Source organism: Rhodoferax sp. LS1P39 (genome assembly GCF_056521425.1).
Window position 1 is genome coordinate 128,705 of the sequence record NZ_JBWMAV010000014.1, and the last position, 18,321, is coordinate 147,025.

An 18,321-nucleotide genomic window follows, 5' to 3' on the forward strand; every position below is an offset into this window, starting at 1 on the left:
TTAGTGGGCAGGAACTTCGCGCTGGGTAGCGAGTTGCATGATTTTTTCTTGCGTGGCCTCGGCCGCCGACAGCTCGCCGGTGATGCGGCCCTCGCACATCACCACGATGCGGTGGCTCATGCGCAGCACTTCGGGCAGCTCGCTGGAGATCATCACAATGGCGCGGCCCTGCTCGGCCAGGGCGTGCAGCAGCTTGTAGATTTCGGCCTTGGCGCCCACGTCGATGCCGCGCGTGGGCTCGTCAAAAAACAGCACCTCGCAGTCACGCAGCAGCCACTTGGCAATCACGATTTTTTGTTGGTTGCCGCCCGACAGCAGCCCGGCGCGCTGGAAGATGGACGGGGTTTTGATGCCCAACTGGCCCACGTATTTCTGCGCCACGGCTTCGATGTCATCCTGCTTGAGCCAGAAGCCCATGGACACAAAATTCTTCAGGTTCGCCAGCAGGATGTTGGACTGCACGTCCATGCCGGTGGCCAAGCCGTAGCGCTTGCGGTCTTCCGATAGGTAGCCGATGCCGTACCGCACCGCATCGCTGGGGGCCTGGATGTCCACCGCCTGGCCCTTGACGCGTATCTCGCCCGCATCGCGTGCGTCGGCCCCGAAGATGGCCCGTGCCACCTCGGTGCGGCCCGCGCCCATCAGCCCGGCAAAGCCCAAAATCTCGCCCTTGCGCACGCTAAAGCTCACGTCCTTGATGCTGCGGCCCCGGTTCAAGCCCTTGACTTCCAGCATCACCGCATCGCTGTCACCGGTGTGGGTGTAGGCCACCGGCTGGTGCACCTCCAGCGCCCGGCCCACCATCATGCCGATGATGGTGTCCATGCTGGTGGTGGCGGTGGGCACGGTGCCGATGTACTCGCCGTCGCGCATCACGGTGACACGGTCTGATATGACCTTGAGCTCGTCCATCTTGTGCGAGATGTAGACGATGCCCACGCCCTGGCTTTTGAGCTGGCGGATGATGCGAAACAGGTCGTCGATCTCGGCGTTGTTCAGCGCGGCGGTGGGCTCGTCCATGATCAGCACGCGCGAGTCGAACGACAGCGCCTTGGCAATCTCTACCATCTGCTGCTTGGCCACGGTGAGCTCGCCCACCTCGACACGCGGGTCGAGTTGCAGGTGCAGGCGGTCGAAGATGGTCTGGGTGGCATCCACCATCTTTTGCTGGTCCACAAACAGGCCGAAGCGCCCCATGGGCTCGCGTCCGATGAAGATGTTTTGCGCGGCGCTGAGGTGGTTCATCAGGTTCAGCTCCTGGTGGATGATGCCGATGCCTAAGGCCTGCGCCGCCCGGGGCGTGGGGATGTCCACCGGCTTGCCGTCCATGTGGATCTCGCCCGCATCCTTGGTGTACACGCCGGCCAGCACCTTCATCAGCGTGGACTTGCCCGCGCCGTTTTCCCCCATCAGCGCGTGCACCTCGCCGGGGGCCAGTTCAAACTGGCAGTCGTTCAGCGCTTTCACGCCGGGGAACGACTTGGTCAGGTGGGTGATGCTGATAAGTGCTGCCATGTAGGGTTTGTATTTATATGCAAACAAAGTGTTCATGGATGAACATTGCCGATAATGTTACGGCTGGAGACACATCCGTGCGTTGGTACTTTCCCTTGAAAAATAAGATGCTTGTATGAAAAAAGCCGAACCCACCCTGGCAGCGCCTGACGACCGCTACCGCGCCCCCGCCCTGGACAAGGGCCTGGACATCCTGGAGCTACTGGCCAGCCAACCCCAGGGCCTGACCCGCGCCGAAATCGTCAAGGCCATGGACCGTGGGGCCAGCGAGATCTACCGCATGCTGGAGCGCCTGGTGGTGCGCCAGTACGTGATGCGCTCGGTCTCGGGCGACCGGTATGCGCTCAGCCTGAAACTGTTTGCCCTAGCCCACATGCACCCGCCGTTGAACCGTCTGGTGTCGCAGGCGCTGCCGCTGATGGACGTGTTTGCCCAGCGGGCCGAGCAGTCTTGCCACATGGGCGTGTACGACCGGGGCAGTGTGCTGATCACCGCCCAGGTCAACGGCCCCAGTGCCTGGGGCATGTCCACCCGGCTGGGCGCGCGCGTGGGCCTGCTGGATTCGGCCTCGGGCCACGTACTGCTGGCCTTCAGCGATGGTGAACGCGCCCAGCGCATGCTGGCCGAGCACACCACGCTAGACGGCGAAGTGCCCATGGACAGCGCCGCCCTGGCCACCGTGGCCGACACGGTGCGCCAGCAGGGCTACTGGCAGGGCGACAGCCTGCAGTCGTTTGGCGTGGTGGATATTTCGTACCCCATCCTGGGCGTGGACGGCAATGCCCTGGCCGCCCTGACCTGCCCCTACATCCGCCGCATCGACCGCCACACCGGGCCCAGCGAAGCGGATGCGCGTGCCCACCTGCTGGAGGCGGCGCGGGCGCTGTCGCTGGCCGCAAAAAGCTGAGGCGGTAAGGCCAGGGGCTGACTCGGTCTGCATGGATTCGGATGCCTGGATAGATCGACAAGCGCCATGCTCCGTCGTACAACGGCGGTTTGTCCTACCCGTGTAAAAAATTCTGCGGTCAAGATACAGGCATCACTACTGAAAGACCTATGACCGATCCCAGAAACGTTGCCCACGACAAGAAAGTCCAGCAAGAAAAAAAGCACCGCGGCGAAGAGGTGGCACCCGGTGCCGATGAAACCCCGCAGCCCGGCAAAAAGACCCACATGGAACACCATGCGTCCGATACGCCCAAGGTGCCCGACGAGGCTTTGCCAGTGCCCACGGAAGAGAAACCGCTGAACTGATCCTCCACCTCAGGCCGCAGGGCAGGCAGCCTGCGGCACCTTGGCTTGAGGTCGTCGCGCTGTGGCTGCGCTGCCCATCGAGGCGGCCATGATGCAGGCGATGGCCAGCCACTGCCGGGCGTCCAGGTGCTCGTCGAGCAGGCCCATGGCCAGCAGCGCGGCCACCGCGGGCTCCATGCTGATCATGATGCCGAAAGCTTCTTTGGGCAGCCGTTTCATCGCCACCATCTCCAGCGAGATCGGAATTGCGCTGGAAATCGCCGCCACGCACACCCCCACCAGGAGCACCGTGGGCGACAGCAACGCAGCACCGGCGTGGGCAATGCCCACCGGCACCACCACGATGGCCGCCACCAGCAGGCCCAGCGACACCGAATGCCCTGCATGCAGATGGCCGACGCGTTTGCCGTAAACGATGTACGCACCCCACAGCACGGCAGCCGCCAGCGCGCACAGCACGCCCACCGGGTCCAAGTCGCGGCCACCCAGGCCCAGCGGCAGCAGCATGAGCAGGCCGAACCCGGCCAGCGCCAGCCAGGCAAAGTCCACCCTGCGGCGCGACGCGGCAATCGCCACCGCCAACGGCCCGGCAAATTCAATCGCCACGGCCAGGCCAAACGGCAGCGTGCGCAAAGATAGGTAAAACATCAGGTTCATCGCGCCCAGCGTGGCGCCATAGCAGGCGATGGAGATTGCGTCGGCGCGCGACAGATGCCAGCGCCACGGTCGCCACAGCGCCAGCAACAGCAGCGCCGAAAAACCCACCCGCACCGCCGTCGTGCCCTGCGCGCCCACCAGCGGAAACAGCTGTTTGGCCCAGGAGGTGCCTATACCCAGCGCGGTCACCGCGCCCAGAACTGCCAAAAAGGGAGTTGCCCGTTGAAAATGTGTTGTCGCCATGGGTGAAAATATAAATCGCAAGACGGCTGGTTTTCGCTGCAAAAGCAGGGCCTAAACGCAAGATTCGCTTACCTTTACCTTGTCTGCCGCCATGTCCCTTGATGCCTTCGACCTTGCCATTCTGGAAATTCTGCAAAAGGACAACAGCGTGCCCCAGCGCGCGATTGCCGAGGCGGTGCACCTTTCGGCCCCTGCCGTGCAGCGCCGCATCCGCAAGTTGGAAGACAGTGGCGTGATCCGCGCCAACGTGGCGGTGCTGGACGCGGCCAAGATCGGCCTGCCGCTGACCATCATCACCGAAGTGCACATCGAGAACGAACGGCCCGACCGCACCGCCCCCCTGCGCGCCCGTATTGCCGCCGAGCCTGCAGTGCAGCAGTGCTACAGCGTGACCGGCGAGGCCGACTACCTGTTGATCGTGACCGTGGCCTCTATGGCCGACTACGAGGCGCTGACCCGGCGGCTGTTCGAGGGCGACGACAACATCCGCCGCTTTCGCACCTCGGTCACGCTGGGGTGGCTGAAGTCCAGCATGCAATTGCCGTTGGACAAGGTGCTGCCTGGCGGTTAAGGCTGGGCCCACATTCAGACGGTGACCACCAATCCCGTCTTCGCGGCCTCGGCAATGGCCTCCGTCACCCGCAGGTTCTGCACGCCGTCGCGGGCGCTCACCAGCGGCGCGGCCTTGCCTTGGATGACATCGGTGAAGTGGTCCATCTGGCGCTTCAGCGGGTCGTCGCGCACCATGTCCACCACGCCCACCTCAAACGCTTTCCACCACGAGCGGTCTTCTGCGCGCGGGTAGGTTTTGAGGCGCATGGTGGGCACGGCCAGGCTGCCGAAGGTGCCTGCGACGAGGTAACAGTCTTCATCGGGGTAGGTCGTGTACGCCGGATTTTCCTGGCTGGTCTGCTCCCAGCTGCGGGCGCTGGCGGCGGTGTCGCTCAGCAGAAAGCTGCCCAGCACGCCGCTGGCAAAGCGCAGGTTGATGGCCACCGTGTCTTCCACCGCGAAGCCGCGCGTGGCGTTGCTGGCAAAGGCCTGCACGGCGGTGATGTCGCCGCACAGCATGCGCAGGTTGTGCACTTCGTGGATCAGGTTGATCAGGATGGCGCCGCCGCCGGGCTGGGTGCGCCAGGGGCCGCTGGCAAAGTAGTCGTCGGGCTTGAAGAACTGGGCGCTGCCCACCACGCTGACCAGTTGGCCGAGCTTGCCGCTGTCCACCACTTCCTTGGCCTTGGCCATGATGGGGCTGTGGGCGCGGTGGTGGCCGATGAGCACGCGGGCTTGCGCTTCCTCTGCCACCTTTTGCAGTTGCAGGCCCTCCGCCAGGCTGGCGGCGATGGGCTTTTCCAGCAGGATGGGCACGCCCGCCGCCATGCACTCCAGCGCCTGAGGCAGGTGCAGGTGGTTGGGCGTGGCCAAAACGATGCCATCGGGCTTACCGGCAGCAAAGAGTGCAGCCAGCGACGGGTACAGCGGCACCCCGGCCTGGGTGGCAGTAGCCACGGCGACGGGGGAGGGGTCAACGATGGCCGACAGGGTGCAGCGGCTGCTTTGGGAAAGTACCGTGATGTGCGCCTGGCCAATCATGCCTGCGCCCGCCACGGCGATATGAAGTCTGTTCATGGTGTCTCTTTGTGCTTGGGTGCGGCATCGTATTCATAAGTAATCGATTTGTAATTAGCCCAGAAGCTGATTCACAATCAACCCATGGTGAACAATCAATGGGAGCTCATCGACCTACGGGTCTTTTGCTGTGTGGCGCGGCGCAGCAGTTTCAACGCGGCGGCGGTAGAGCTGGGGATTTCGCCTGCGTATGTGAGCAAGCGGGTGGCCGGGCTGGAGAAGGCGCTGGGGCTTGCGCTGTTCCATCGCACCACCCGGCGCGTGTCCATTACCGACGAGGGCGAAACTGCCTTGCTCTGGGCGCGCAAGGTGCTGGACACCGCCGATAGCCTGACCCAGGAGGTAGGCCGCACGCGGGCAACGCCCTCGGGCGCGCTGCGCATCAGCACCAGCCTGCGCCTGGGCCGCAACCACGTGGCGCACATCCTGGCGCGGCTCAAGCGGCAGTACCCCGCGCTGGACATCTGGCTGGAGCTGGTGGACCGCCGGGTAGATGTGTTGGGGGAGGGCTTCGACATCGACATCCGCGTGGGCGACGTGCAAGAGCCTTACCTGGTGGCCCACCCCGTGGCCCAGAGCGTGCGCGTGCTGTGCGCCGCCCCTGCCTATCTGGCCCGCCGCGGCGCACCCAAAACCCTGGCCGAGTTGGCCCAGCACGACTGCCTGCTGTTCCGCGACCGCGACCAGGCCTATGGCGTGTGGCGGCTGGAGGGACCACAGGGCGCGGAGTCGGTCAAGGTGACCAGCACCCTGGGCTCCAACCACAGCGATGCGGTGCAGAACTGGGCGGTGGACGGCCATGGCATCGTGCTGCTGTCCAGCTGGGACGTGGCCGCCCGCCTGCAAGACGGCAGCATGGAGCGCGTGCTGCCCGCCTACTACCAGCAGGCCAATGTGTGGGCCGTGACGGCCACCCGGCTGGGCAATTCCGCCAAGCTCAAGGTGTGTGTGGACTACCTGGTACAGGAGCTGCAGCGGGGGGATTTTGCGTTGGCTGCGTTTGGGGCGTGAGTACGCGCTTTGTTCGGGCGGGCGGGGTGGTCAACGCATCGGGTAAGCCCAATACGTCTTTCAGCCCAACGTCTGCCACCGCCCCGTATCCGCACACACGCTAGCTGCAGCCCCATCGCACCACACCTGCTGCTCCTCCAGCCCCAGTGCCGTCGCCGGGTCGGTATCCATCTCCACCTGCAGAGCACCTGCTAAACCGGGGTGCGTAATCGGCAGCTCCCAGGTCAAAAACACCTGGCTGCAGTCGCGCTCTGGCGGGAATTCGGCTATGTCAAAGCCGGTGCTGCCACGCGGGATGACGGCGTGGGGCTGGCCGGTGTCGAAGAGCAGCACGGTGCCCCGGGCCAGGGGGATGCGCTGGCCGGTGCCGGGGAAGTGCACGTCCAGGCCCTTGTCTTCGCTGAGGAACAGGTTGCAAAAGGCCGCGCCCGCGTACTGCGCGCCGTCGTGGTGGTAGCGGGCACCCCGGCAGGCCATGAGGGCGGTGTCGCAGCCGGGCAGCAGGTCGGGCAGGCCGAGGGATTGCAGCCAGTCGGCTACTGTCCGCACGCAGCGGGGGTAGTCGGGCCAGCGCATGCGGGCGCGGGCCAGAGGCAGGGTGTCTACGTCGCCGGGCTCCAGGCACAGGTGTGACGCGATGTCGCGCGCCCAGTCGGCCAGCAGCCGGGCCGGGGGCGCAGGTACATCCACCGTGCCGTGCAGCACCACGCTGCCCACGCTGCGGCTGCGCAGGGCATCGCCGCTGTAAAAGAACGCGGTGAGGTGGTCGCGTGGGGGCGGAATAACTACTCCATCTCCATCCGCTCGACCACCAGTTCCAGCGTCTCCACCAGCGGCTCGGTGCCCAGGGCGTTGAGGGGCGAGAAGTGGTAGTTCACCGGGCGGGCGTTGCGGAATTTCCAGACCATGACCACGTCGCCATGGTCTTCGCTGAGCAGCCGCACGGTGATATTGCGCTGGTTGCCTTGCTCGCCGTTGCGCATGGCGTTCCACCAGGCATACCAGTTGAGTGCGCCTAGTGCGCCGCGTTTGAGCACCAGGTTGCTGTACTGGGTGGTGGTTTGCAGCTTTTTGACGGCGTTGTCGCGGTCGTTGCCGTTGCGGTATTTCAGTACGGTCAAGGCGGCGTGCGGAAAGACCACTTCGAGCAGGCCCGCGCCGGTGCCGTCTTCCTGGCCGTCGCCCAGGTCCACGCTGAAGTTCATGCCGCTGTAAGGGGTGTCACGTTGGATCGCCATGGGGCCCTCCTGCAATAAGTGCGTTGATTCCAGGTACATGCTATCCGTATCCACAAACCGGCGGCGCAGCTTCTGGTCGTAGGGGGCTGGCAAACCACCTTGTGCTATAAAAAATAGAGCTTCTAGCGCTTATTAAATAAGCGCTAGCAGCCTATTTTGTTTGGATATGTGCTCAGGTGCTGGCAGCGCAGTCGGCATCTCCGAGCCGGTGCAGCGCTCGCGCTACCAACGCCTTCACAGAGCCATCATGTACGAAGCCTGCCACCTCGGACTCCGGCGTGTGGACGGCGGGCTGGCGACCGAAAAGCGCTTCGATGCGCGTATCGGGCGCGTAGCGGATGCAGTCCTGCGCATTGCGGCCCACGGCTTGGGCGATGGCCTGCACTACCGACTCTACCGAAGCCAGCAACACTGGCGGCTGCCAGCAGCGTGACGGCGGCATGGTGCTGGCGGGTAGGTGCGCAGCGTGCAGCAGGTTGTCCAGGCAGCGCTCTAGCGACATCCACCATGCGGTCGCCTGCGGGGATACGGGGCAGGTATAGGCCTGGCCGGATCGCAACGCGTGAAAGATTTGGCCCATGAAAGCGGAGCCATGGCCCGTCTCTGCCGGTGGCCGGGCCACCACGCCGGGCAGGCGCAGGCTGCAGGGGTCTAGCTCGCCACGGCGGGCGTAGTCGGCCAGCAGCAGCTCCGTGGCCCATTTGTGTGTGCCGTAGCTCAGGGTTGGCTGGGGCGTTTGGCCTTCGTGTACCGGCGCTGGGCCTACTTCCCCATACACCGCCACAGAGCTTGCAAACACCACCCGCGGAGCCGGTGCCCGGCCCTCGCGCACCGGTCGCGCCAAGCCCTCCAGCAGGGCCACGGTGTCGAGCAGGTTGGCCTGGATGCCCAGCGCGGGCTCACGTTCGGCCAGGGCCCCCGGTACGCTGGCCAGATGAAACACGAAATCGGGTGGCTGCGCGCGCAAGGTTTCCAGCAGTGCGGCATCCGCGAAGCCGCCCACGTGCCACCGCACATGGGGCGATGGTGGCGCTTGGGGGCGGGCACGGTCCACCAGTGTGAGCTGGAGCGGGCCAGATTTTGTCAGCGATGCAGGTCGGGTCAGCAGACGCTGCACCAAGCCAGCCCCCACGAAGCCACCCGCGCCGGTGATGACGGCATGCATCAGCGCAGCCCGGCACCGGCGGCCACCACACGCTGGTGCACCACACCGAACGGCCCCTCGCGGCCATCGGGCCAGCGCGCCTGCATGCGCACCGTATCCCCGTAGCGCATGAACGGTGTCTTGGGGCTGCCCTGGTCCAGAATTTCGATCACCCGCCGCTCGGCCAGGCAGGCCGAACCGGCTTCGCGCGCCCGGTTCGACACGGTGCCCGAACCGATGATGGTGCCTGCCGCCAGCCGCCGGGTGCGGGCGGCATGGGCGATCAGCTGGTGGAAGCCAAAGTTCATCTCGCCCCCTTGGGGCTGGCCGAACCACTGGCCGTTGGACTCCACATGCAAGGGCAGATGCACCCGTCCGTCGTGCCAGGCTGCGCCAAGCTCGTCGGGCGTGATTGCCAGTGGCGCAAAACTGGTGGATGGTTTGGCCTGGAGGAAACCGAAGCCGGTTTTCATTTCGTGCGGGCCGAGCGCGCGCAGACTCCAGTCGTTGATCTGCACGATCAGGCGCACACAGCCTAGCGCCGCCTCGGGGGCGATGGCCATGGGAACCGGGCCGCAGACCACACCGAACTCGCCTTCAAAATCGATGCCGTCGGCCTCGCTGGGCAGGGGCACGTCGTCCTGGGGGCCCAGAAAGTCATCGCTCGCGCCCTGGTACATGATGGGAATGGTGTCCAGATGCGGAATCGGCGGGGTGTTGAAGGCCCGCTCCATCAACTGGGCATGGTTGAGAAAGGCCGAAGCATCGAGCCACTGCGGGCTGCGCGGCAGGGGTGCACTGCATGCAGCAGGGACAAAGTCGAAGATGCCCGGCGCGGTGCCGGCCTCCAGGGCGGCGGCCCGGTCGCGCAAGGCAGGCTCCAGCACCTCCCAAGCCTGGAGCGCCGCCAGCAGGCTGGGTGCCACCGGTGCCGCGTCGACGGCGTGCCGTCCGTTGGCAGAGACAATGACCAGTCGGCCATCCAGACTGCCGTTTTTCAGGGTTGCGAATCGCATGTGAGGGTCCGATCAGGTAGGTGGGACTTACGCAGCGCCCCTGTATCGCCCTTCGGGCTTACAGGGGGAACTTGCGTAAGTCCTTGTAGACAAAATGGGGTGTGGCGTGGCCGCAGGTTTTGGCGACCAGGTTCGGCAGGTGCTTTGCAGCGAAGGGCAGGCCATGCCATCACTGGCCCGGCAGGGAGGCGGTGGTGCCGGGGGTGTCAAAGAGCTGCCCATCCACCAGCACGAACAGCATTCGGCAGGGCGCATCGGACCGATTGGCCCAGGCGTGGTTGGTTCCGCGCTGCACTACCACGCTGCCGGGGCGCAGCAGCACTTCGCCTTCGTCCAGCACCAGGGTCAGCTCCCCCTCGATCACCGCGCCGTAGTCCACCGTTTCGGTGCGGTGCATCAGCGGATGGGGCGAGTCGGCCTGCACCGTCGAGGCCGATGCGTCGCCCGCCTGGCTGAAGGCCTCGTGCATGCGGGCAGCGCCATGGGCCAGGAGCTCGGGGGTGTCGGGCGGAATATCGACGAATCGGATACGGGTGCCACGCTGGGGTGGTGGCAGCACCAGAGGTCCGGCAGTCGGGTCTGGCCCGTTATCTATCGGCGCGGGTGTGGCCGCGGTACTCCAGATTTCGTGGAACACGGTGCCGGGAATGGCCGTGAGCTCGACCACCGTCGGCAGGGGGCCATCGCTTGCGACCACGGAGCGGCCCTGGGTGCTGTGGCCTGTTACCACACGGTGGATGGTGGGAAAGCTCATGCCAAAGCATCCTCAAAAATAGCGACCGCACGGGTCCAGCCCGCCGAAGCGCCGCGGATCTTGTGTGGAAAGCAGCTGATGGTGAAACCGATGGGCGGCAGGCTCTCCAGGTTGTGCAGCTTCTCTAGGTGGCAGTAGCCGATGTCGCGACCGGCCTTGTGGCCTTCCCAGATCAGTGCCTTGTTGCCGGTTTCGGCGACCCGTTTAGCCGTGTAGGAAAAGGGCGCGTCCCAGCTCCAGGCATCGGTGCCGGTCAGGCGCACGCCGCGCTCCAGCAGGTACATGGTGGCTTCGTAGCCCATGCCGCAACCCGCACCCAGGTAGTCCGCGTTGCCGTAGCGTGACCCCGCCCGGGTGTTGACGACCACGATGTCCAGCGCTTGCAGCGTGTGGCCGATGCGGGCCAGTTCGGCCTCTACATCGGCGGCGGTGGCGACATAGCCGTCGGGGAAATGGCGAAAGTCCAGCTTCACCCCCGGCTGGAAACACCACTCCAGTGGTACTTCGTCGATGGTGATGGAGGGGCGTGATCCGCCGTTCTTGGCATCCTGCGTAGAGTGGAAATGCCAGGGCGCATCCAGGTGCGTGCCGTTGTGGGTGGTCAGCGTCACCCACTCGGCGGCGGCTGCTTCGCCGTCTGGGTAGTCCTCGGGCTGTGTGCCAGGAATCATCGCCATGAACTCTGGCAGGGTATCCGCATGCTTTTGGTACGTGATGCGGGGTGCCAGCGGCGGCGGGTCGGAGAGCACGTCGTTCTCCAGGTAGATGGACAGGTCTACAAAGCGGCGTTGTGGTTTGGTCATGGTGGGGCTTTCAGGTGGGGGTTGGACAGGGAGTTACGCCACCGCCCCGGCGGGTTTCTCGGAACGGTTGGTGCGGTGGATACGGGCAAAGGCGTAGACGGCCAGGCCGTCGATCACCACGGCTGCGGCCCCCACGCTGCCGTAACCGAAGACCTTGACCAGGGTGCCGCCCAGGATCGGGCCGATGGCGGCACCGAACATGAGCATGGCTGGTGTCGCGGCCAGGGCGCGTCCGCTGGGGTCTAGCCGGGCCAGCACTCCGAAGGCAAAGGTGTGGGTAAATATCATCACCGCTGCAAATACAGCGGCGGCGGCGGCATAGGGCGCAAACACCGGCGAGTTCATCATTACCACCACCAGCAGCGCCTGCACTGCGGGGCCGACCAGCAGCACTACGCGGGGCGACCAGCGCTTTTCCAGTACAGCGGCCAGGCCTGCAGGAAACAGGTTGACCACTCCAAGTGCAATCAAGACACCCGTGACAGCCGTCAGTCCAAAACCCCGGTCGCTGCCAACGCGTTCGAGAAAGCTGAAGGTCATGGACTGCACCAAGCCCATGCCCGCCACACCCAGCACGCCCCACCATACTGCGGTCGGCAATGCCGCTGGTGCCGAGCCTTGGGCGTGGGTGCCGTCTGGCGCATCGGGTGCGGGAAACGCCAGCGCAGCCGCCACAGCCCCGACGGCCATCACACCCGCAAAAACCTGGAACAGCACCGGCCCGCCCCGGCTTGCCACCAGGCCTGGGGTGGTGGCCAAGAAGGCAATGGCGAAAAAGCCCAGCGAGATCCCGACCACGGCAAAGAGGCGGTGCGGGTTGTGGCTGCGGGCGATGGTGCCGTGCGCCATGCTCAGCGCGGCACCCGCTGAGGTGCCGGCTGCCAAATGCAGCAGGGCCAGCATGCCGTAGCTGGCGGTGGTGGAGGCAACGGCGAATGCCACGGCCGCGCAGCCAAAGCCCAGTGCCGCCACCCAGCGACCATCCAGGCGCTGGAAAAACGGCGCGAGCGCCAGACTGGCGACCACAGCCCCCCCCAGGAACAGCGTGGCCAGCAGGCCGGCCTGCTGCGGGTCGAACCGGTACACCGACACCAGCGTGCCCACCCAAACCGGCAACGCCACCAGGTCCACCATGCCTGCGCAGTGGCAAGTCATCAGCGCCACACGGCCGCGCAGCGAATTCGTTGTGATCATGGCGACCTCGCTTCAGATGGGCTGGGCCAGTGCCATGAGGGACTCGCGCATGATGCGTGAGTGCTCTTCTTTGTCTCCTCCGGAGATCTCGATCTCGCCCAGGCGAGCAGAGTTCTCGACCACCATGCGGCAGCGGTCCCAGCGGCGGGCCTCGAACGCCGCCAGCGCCGGGGGCACATCGGTGCCACGGGCCAGCTCGTCTGCGAGTACGAGCGCGTCTTCAATGCCAATGCAGGCACCCGAGGCCAGGTGGGGCGTGGTGGCGTGTACTGCGTCGCCAATCAGCACCACCCGGCCACGTGACCATGGACGTGGCATGAGCAGGCCTTCGAGCGGACGGTAGACGATCTGCGAGTCAGGGCCGATCTGGCCACGGATGGCTTGGAGCGTGGGTGCAGAAAAGCCCTCCAGCAGGCCCCGCAGGTGCTCGGGGAAAGTGGCTGGATCGACGTGGTCGTTGGTAGCGCGCGGCTCGGTGACGAAGAGGTACATCTCGGTGCGCGAGACCGGGTTCACGCCGGGCTTGATCCGCGGCCCCATCCACATCGTGGCGGTCGTGATTTCTGGTGGGCAGGGCAGGACTGCGCGCCACACCGCCTGGCCGCTGTAGCGGGGCTTGGGGGCGTTATCAAACACCGTTTCACGCACTTTGGAGTACAGGCCGTCGGCACCCACCACCAGGTCGTAGCGCAGGCGCTGGCCATCGGTGAAGCTGACCAGCACGCCGTCGGCCTCCTGCTCGATGGCCGTGAAAGTACAACCCAACCGGACGTTGGCACCCGCCGCGCGGGTGGCATCGGCCAGAATACTGGCCAGAACGGGACGCATGATGGAGCCTCCTCCGGGAACATCGGCACCGGCGATGCGGGGGGTGGGCAGTGTGGCCACCTGCTGGCCCGTGGGCAGATGCAGGTGCACCCCATCCGCGGCATGGCCCTGGGCCAGAAAGGCATCCAGGATGCCCAAGTGGCGAAACGCCCTGAGCGTGGCCCCGCCGAGGCTGATGCCGGCGCCGTAGCTGCGCCAGCCGGGATCGATTTCGACCAGGTCTACCTGGGCACCGTGTTTGCGCAGTTCGACGGCCGCGGCCATGCCGGAAAATCCGCCGCCGATTACCAGCACGCGTTGGGAAGAAAGCTTCATTTTTATGTCTCCTAGTGGGGGTCTTCAGCGGTATGGACATCGCCATTCGTTTGCAAGGTCAGCGGTACGGCGGTGAGGGATTGCCCAAGGCAGGGGCCCAGCGTGCAGCGACCGGTGGTGGTTTCAAACAGCGCCCCGTGGGCGGCGCAAACGATGCGGTCTCCTGCCGCGTTCAGGTAGTGGTCCTTGCGCCACGCCATGGGCGTGCCGTGGTGGGGGCAGGCATCCGTATAGGCAAACAGCCGGTCCCCCTGCCGCAGTACGAGTACCGTGTCCTGGCCGCTTCCTGTGGGGTCGAAACCGCGGGAAGCGCCGTCGGCAAGCTCGTTCATATGGCACAGCTTCATGGCGGTGCGCTCAGGGTCGGGTGCCCGCGGGTGGTGGGCCAGAGGGGGCCCATTTTTCGCGGTGCTGGAACAGGAATAGCTGCGATGCATCCGCACCCATCGGTGCCTCGCGCGCAGCCCAGGTGTCGTCGTGCAGATCCATGTCGGCGTCGTACTCGACATGGCAGCCCAGCGGCGAATTGAAATACCAGAACCAGTTGCTGCCAAACCTGTGGCGGCCCGGGCCCCAAAAGCTCTGGTAGCCCTTTTCGACGAAGCGGGTTCCGGCCAGCAGTACCTCGGTGGGGCCGCCCATGTGGAAGGTGAAGTGTTCGCAGCCCTTCATGAACGGCGGGGTCTGGATCATGAACAGGGTGTGGTGGTCCTGGGTGCCCGCCGGGCGAAGAAAGGGGCCGACGCCGGTGAACCGGTCGGTGCAGACAAACCCCAAGCGCTGGTAAAACGCCTCGGCCCGGGCTGCATCGGGCACGAAGTACACCACGTGCGACAGTGACCTGGGCCGGGCCGCCATATCCGGCGGCAGGCCCAGTACGTTGGCGGGGCGCAGGGGCTCGGCACCCGGTGCGTTTACCCGCTCCGCAGGCAGCGCCAAGGGCCTGCGCGCGGTGACCTGGAACGCCAGCGCGAAGCCCAGGTCGTCGGTGGCGCGCAGCACGCCGCCTTGGCGCGACACGGTGCGGTCGCGGCCCAGCTCGGCTTCAATGGCATCGAGCGTGGCTTCGTCGGCCACGCCGTACACCGTTTCGCGCAGCATGCTGGCGGTTCCCATGGCGGGGGGCAATGCGGGGTCGTCCTTGGGGCGGACCTCCACCGCCGTGCCGTCCAGTGCCTCAAAGCGGCCGCCCTGCGTGCTTACGCCCACCGGCGTGAGGCCATAGTCCGTCAGGTATTGCACGCAGGCTGCGACGTCGTCCACGCCGAAGACCAGGGCATCGAGTCCGATGATGTTCATCTGTAAATCCTTTGGTTGATGGGTTGCAGGTTGGCCCGCGCATTCAAGCGGTGCGCCCGCCCAGGGTTTCTGCCACCCAGTCGGCGATGTAGTGGCCTGCATTGATGCTGTTGTCAAAGCTGCTGTGTTGCACGCCGCCTTCGCGTTCGGTGAAGACCTTCAGCTCCCGCTGGGGGCTGTTGACCAGTTGCTCGTAGGTGCGCTGTGCCCACTTCAGTGGAATTTGCGAGTCTTTCTCGCCGTGGGTTACCAGGAAGGGCACGCGGATCTTTTCGACCACGCCGTCCAGATGCACCTTCTCTGCGATCTGCATGAAGTCGTCCATGTCCTTGGCACCCCAGACCCATTGCACATGCTCCCAGTAGTGCGGCACGGGAAAGTTGCCCTCTTTCTCGAGGCGGCGCTTTTGTACATCGCGCCAGTCGTGGTTGGCACCCCAGACCACGCCGCAGGCAAAGCGGGGCTCGAATGCCACCGCACGCGGGCAGTAGTAGCCACCCAGGGAAACCCCTTCCATGCCGATGCGCTTGGCATCCACTTCGGGGTGGGTTTCCAGCCAGTCCACGACGCGGCTGGCCCAGTGTTCGCTGTCGTAGCGGGCGTTGAGCTTGTGCAGGCGCAGGGCCTCGCCGGTGCCTGGCTGGTCTACCACCAGTGAGGACACGCCGCGCCGGGCCAACCATGCGGGCAGGCCTACGCGGTACTTCATCTCTTTGGTGGAATCCAGGCCGTTTACCTGCACCAGCAGGGGCGCGGGGCCCTGTACGCCCTCGGCCCGCACATACAGTGCCGACAGGTGCGTGCCCTCGTAGGGAATCTCAACCCGCTCACAGTTCTCGTCCGCCAGTTGCACGCCTTGGGCAAACAGATCGAGCAGGCGCCGGTACAACGCCATGCGCCCGGGGGTGCCATGGGCCAGCAGGCGTTCCGCGGTCATGAGGTAGCTGGAGGCGCGACCGAGTTTTTCGCCCGCCGACAGCTTGCGCCCCCGGGCAATATCTTCGTCGGCCAAGGCACACAGCTTGTCGGCCATGTGGACCCAGGTTGCGCGAAACGCCTGGGTGCCTGCGGCATCGGGGGCTTTGGCAGCATCTTGCAAAGGTGCGCACATTTCCTCGATTTCGCCGATACGCGCGCCCATCTCGATGGCGAGATCTACAGAGAGATTCCAGACGTAGTTGGTGGGGAAGTACTTGAACATGGGGACCAGTCAGGGTTGATTTGAAGCCCGTAGGGCAGGGGAAAGAAGAGGTTGCAGATTCAGGGCTTGACCCACAGCGGGATCGTCACGCCGATGCCCAGAATGTTGTTTTTGGACGTGTTGGCTGCGTAGAGGCCGCGCTGGTAGTTCAGGCTGACGCTGAAAGGCCCGGCGTTGTAATTGACCGAGGGCCCAAAGGCGAAGCTGCGTGCCCGGTGGCCTTGGATGGCTACGCCGTTTTGCTGGTCGTCGCTGAACTGGTTGAGGTAGGCACCGACCACACCCGCTTTCCAGGGGCCGAAGTTCCAGCCCGCGACGAATTCGCCCACATAGCCGCGGCCTGATTGGTAGTGGGTGCTGCCGTTTTCGCGGTTGATCATCAGACGGTTGATCAGGCCTACATCCAGGCCAGCGGGGTCGTTGTGGCGGAGCCCGAGTACCGGCTGGACGGAGGTGTAGCCCGTCGATACGCTGGGGCGGTAGGGGTTGTAGGAGCCGTTGGACAGGGCAATGTCCAGGCCGACCACCGCGTGGGTGTGCGGCGCCGGGTTCCAGCGCAGAATCGCTGGCGAAATAGTGATGTTGCCCACGCCGTTGTGGCGCTCGCTGTGGCCCGCCACGTCGGTGTGCAAAGACACCGCCGGAACCACGAGCTGCGAATACAGGCGGGCACCCAGTACCGTGGTGGGGTAGGCAGCCAAAATGCGCGTGGTGGCCGAGAACGCACTCATCTCGAAGGGAACGGGCAATTTATTGCCCTGGTTGTCATACACGCCTTTGGACGAGGTGTAGTGCAACTGCTCCAGCATGAACAGGCCCGAGATGGGAGGCACCCCCGCGACGTACTCTCCGGTGGAGCCCGCGGGAAAGGGGGAAATGCCGCTTTCAAAGGCATAGGCACTCTGGGCACCCCACAACACAAGCGCCACGCCGGCTACCGCAGTGCGAGTGGATGGAAATCCTCGGTTCATATTTGTCTCCTTATTGCCAACGCCTCTCGTGTGTCGGGGGCGTTCTGTGTGTTGTTTAGTGGGCCTTGCGTCGCCAAAACGGCTACGTACAGACCACCACCTTGGTCCAACCCGCAGTGCGCAAATTTGGCTGCGGGCTGGAACAGGGCTTAGATTAAGATTTGGGCATATATTTATCAAATGGATTGATTTCATTGGTCATATGGGATTTGTGAATAGACCGAGTAAAAACCCTGATCGCTTCCCCTGCCCCGTGGCGGAGAAAGTCGTCCCACCACCCAAGCGGAGGCCATGCCCATGCGTTTCAACAAGCTGGATCTGAACCTGCTCGTCGCACTCGACGCGCTGCTGACCGAGCAAAGCATCAGCCGGGCTGCCGAGAAAATCCACTTGAGCCAGTCCGCGATGAGCAATGCGCTCGCACGACTGCGCGAATATTTCGACGACGAGTTGTTGGTGCAGGTGGGGCGCAGGATGGAGCCCACATCCCGCGCCGAATCTTTGAAAGACCCGGTACGCGACATCCTTGTGCGCGTAGAGGCAAGCGTCGCCACGCAGCCACAGTTCGTACCGGCCCAATCGACGCGGCTATTTCGGCTGCTCATTTCCGACTACACGCTGACGGTGCTGGTGCCCCACCTGGTGCGGCTTGCTTACAAGCAGGCGCCAGGCGTGCGCTTCGAGCTACGGCCCCAGGTCAACCCGCCACAGCGCGCTCTGGAGCGTGGCGAAGCAGATTTGCTGATCATCCCGAAAGATTTTTGCTCCACAAACCACCCTTCTCAGACCCTGTTTGAAGAGGTTTTTCATTGCGTCCTATGGAGCGAAAGCCACTTGGCTATGGGCCAAATGACCGAAGAGCGCTACATGGCCTCCGGCCATGTCGTAGTGCAACCCGGCGACGGCATGGCACTCTCAGATTGGTTTATGCAACAGTCTGGGGTCAAGCGCCACATTGAGAACAGCACCTTCAGTTTCATGTCCCAGGCGCACCTTGTGGTGGGCACGCACCGTATTGCCACCATGCACTACAGGCTGGCCAGGCAGGCCATGCGCTCCTTGCCCGTCACGATCCGGGATTTGCCGGTGCCCATACCGAAGATGGAGCAGATGGTGCAGTGGCACCAGCACCGCACGACCGACCCCGGCCTGATATGGCTGCGGGCGCTTCTGAAGGAGGCTGTCATCGCCATGGATGAGGCGTTGAACTTGTCCGGTGGCGACCCAGCGACGGTCTGACCAAATCCAG

General features: G+C 64.8%; 20 protein-coding genes. 5 read left to right on the forward strand and 15 right to left on the reverse strand.

Features of this window, described 5'->3' with window-relative positions; translation table 11 throughout:
• Positions 1 to 1,515, reverse strand: a complete 1,515-nt coding sequence (locus AC097O_RS19550) for a sugar ABC transporter ATP-binding protein (protein ID WP_479594524.1) — start codon at positions 1,513 to 1,515, stop codon at positions 1 to 3.
• 115 nt (positions 1,516 to 1,630) lie between these two features.
• On the opposite strand from AC097O_RS19550, the gene AC097O_RS19555 reads away from it, so the two are divergent.
• Together AC097O_RS19555 and AC097O_RS19560 are read left to right on the forward strand one after the other, a co-directional pair.
• The gene (locus AC097O_RS19555; protein WP_479594525.1) at positions 1,631 to 2,422 is read left to right on the forward strand and encodes an IclR family transcriptional regulator; all 792 of its coding nucleotides are present in this window, start codon (positions 1,631 to 1,633) and stop codon (positions 2,420 to 2,422) included.
• 149 nt (positions 2,423 to 2,571) lie between these two features.
• Positions 2,572 to 2,769: a hypothetical protein gene (locus AC097O_RS19560; protein ID WP_315188899.1), complete on the forward strand. Its 198-nt coding sequence runs from the start codon at positions 2,572 to 2,574 to the stop codon at positions 2,767 to 2,769.
• 9 nt (positions 2,770 to 2,778) lie between these two features.
• Here AC097O_RS19560 and AC097O_RS19565 read toward each other — a convergent pair whose 3' ends face one another.
• The gene (locus tag AC097O_RS19565) at positions 2,779 to 3,669 is read right to left on the reverse strand and encodes an EamA family transporter (protein ID WP_479594526.1); all 891 of its coding nucleotides are present in this window, start codon (positions 3,667 to 3,669) and stop codon (positions 2,779 to 2,781) included.
• A gap of 91 nt (positions 3,670 to 3,760) precedes the next feature.
• Here AC097O_RS19565 and AC097O_RS19570 point away from each other — a divergent pair, with 91 nt between their 5' ends.
• Entirely contained in the window at positions 3,761 to 4,240 is a 480-nt protein-coding gene (locus tag AC097O_RS19570; RefSeq protein WP_479594527.1) for an Lrp/AsnC family transcriptional regulator, read from the forward strand.
• A 14-nt stretch (positions 4,241 to 4,254) separates the two neighbouring features.
• Here AC097O_RS19570 and AC097O_RS19575 read toward each other — a convergent pair whose 3' ends face one another.
• On the reverse strand, positions 4,255 to 5,298 hold the full coding sequence (locus AC097O_RS19575) for a Gfo/Idh/MocA family protein (protein WP_479594528.1): 1,044 nt from the start codon (positions 5,296 to 5,298) through the stop codon (positions 4,255 to 4,257).
• A gap of 84 nt (positions 5,299 to 5,382) precedes the next feature.
• Here AC097O_RS19575 and AC097O_RS19580 point away from each other — a divergent pair, with 84 nt between their 5' ends.
• Positions 5,383 to 6,309, forward strand: a complete 927-nt coding sequence (locus AC097O_RS19580) for a LysR substrate-binding domain-containing protein (RefSeq protein ID WP_479594529.1) — start codon at positions 5,383 to 5,385, stop codon at positions 6,307 to 6,309.
• A gap of 60 nt (positions 6,310 to 6,369) precedes the next feature.
• On the opposite strand, the gene AC097O_RS19585 is transcribed toward AC097O_RS19580, so the two are convergent.
• The 12 genes from AC097O_RS19585 to AC097O_RS19640 all read right to left on the reverse strand — a co-directional run bounded on the left by AC097O_RS19585 (position 6,370) and on the right by AC097O_RS19640 (position 17,072).
• The gene (locus tag AC097O_RS19585) at positions 6,370 to 7,026 is read right to left on the reverse strand and encodes a hypothetical protein (protein ID WP_479594530.1); all 657 of its coding nucleotides are present in this window, start codon (positions 7,024 to 7,026) and stop codon (positions 6,370 to 6,372) included.
• A gap of 68 nt (positions 7,027 to 7,094) precedes the next feature.
• Entirely contained in the window at positions 7,095 to 7,547 is a 453-nt protein-coding gene (locus AC097O_RS19590; RefSeq protein WP_479594531.1) for a phage tail protein, read from the reverse strand.
• A 172-nt stretch (positions 7,548 to 7,719) separates the two neighbouring features.
• Complete coding sequence (locus AC097O_RS19595; RefSeq protein WP_479594532.1) at positions 7,720 to 8,712, reverse strand: NAD-dependent epimerase/dehydratase family protein; 993 nt, start codon at positions 8,710 to 8,712, stop codon at positions 7,720 to 7,722.
• Positions 8,712 to 9,707 (reverse strand): fumarylacetoacetate hydrolase family protein, encoded by a 996-nt coding sequence (locus AC097O_RS19600; protein ID WP_479594533.1) that lies wholly within the window; start codon positions 9,705 to 9,707, stop codon positions 8,712 to 8,714. Before AC097O_RS19600 ends, AC097O_RS19595 begins: the two co-directional genes overlap by 1 nt.
• A gap of 169 nt (positions 9,708 to 9,876) precedes the next feature.
• Positions 9,877 to 10,461, reverse strand: a complete 585-nt coding sequence (locus AC097O_RS19605; protein WP_479594534.1) for a cupin domain-containing protein — start codon at positions 10,459 to 10,461, stop codon at positions 9,877 to 9,879.
• Positions 10,458 to 11,264, reverse strand: coding sequence for a cyclase family protein (locus tag AC097O_RS19610; protein WP_479594535.1), 807 nt, complete (start codon positions 11,262 to 11,264; stop codon positions 10,458 to 10,460). The genes AC097O_RS19605 and AC097O_RS19610 overlap by 4 nt, the downstream gene beginning before the upstream one ends.
• A 33-nt stretch (positions 11,265 to 11,297) precedes the next feature.
• Entirely contained in the window at positions 11,298 to 12,458 is a 1,161-nt protein-coding gene (locus tag AC097O_RS19615; protein WP_479594536.1) for an MFS transporter, read from the reverse strand.
• Positions 12,459 to 12,470: 12 nt separating this feature from the next.
• Complete coding sequence (locus AC097O_RS19620; protein ID WP_479594537.1) at positions 12,471 to 13,601, reverse strand: FAD-dependent oxidoreductase; 1,131 nt, start codon at positions 13,599 to 13,601, stop codon at positions 12,471 to 12,473.
• Between the two features lie 11 nt (positions 13,602 to 13,612).
• The gene (locus AC097O_RS19625) at positions 13,613 to 13,948 is read right to left on the reverse strand and encodes a Rieske (2Fe-2S) protein (protein ID WP_479594538.1); all 336 of its coding nucleotides are present in this window, start codon (positions 13,946 to 13,948) and stop codon (positions 13,613 to 13,615) included.
• A gap of 10 nt (positions 13,949 to 13,958) precedes the next feature.
• Positions 13,959 to 14,900 (reverse strand): VOC family protein, encoded by a 942-nt coding sequence (locus AC097O_RS19630; protein ID WP_479594539.1) that lies wholly within the window; start codon positions 14,898 to 14,900, stop codon positions 13,959 to 13,961.
• 43 nt (positions 14,901 to 14,943) lie between these two features.
• Positions 14,944 to 16,101, reverse strand: a complete 1,158-nt coding sequence (locus AC097O_RS19635; protein ID WP_479594540.1) for an alpha/beta hydrolase family protein — start codon at positions 16,099 to 16,101, stop codon at positions 14,944 to 14,946.
• Between the two features lie 59 nt (positions 16,102 to 16,160).
• The gene (locus AC097O_RS19640) at positions 16,161 to 17,072 is read right to left on the reverse strand and encodes a SphA family protein (protein WP_479594541.1); all 912 of its coding nucleotides are present in this window, start codon (positions 17,070 to 17,072) and stop codon (positions 16,161 to 16,163) included.
• 297 nt (positions 17,073 to 17,369) lie between these two features.
• Between AC097O_RS19640 and AC097O_RS19645 the strand changes: the two genes are divergently transcribed.
• Complete coding sequence (locus AC097O_RS19645; protein WP_479594542.1) at positions 17,370 to 18,311, forward strand: LysR family transcriptional regulator; 942 nt, start codon at positions 17,370 to 17,372, stop codon at positions 18,309 to 18,311.
• The last annotated feature ends 10 nt before the right edge of the window (positions 18,312 to 18,321 follow it).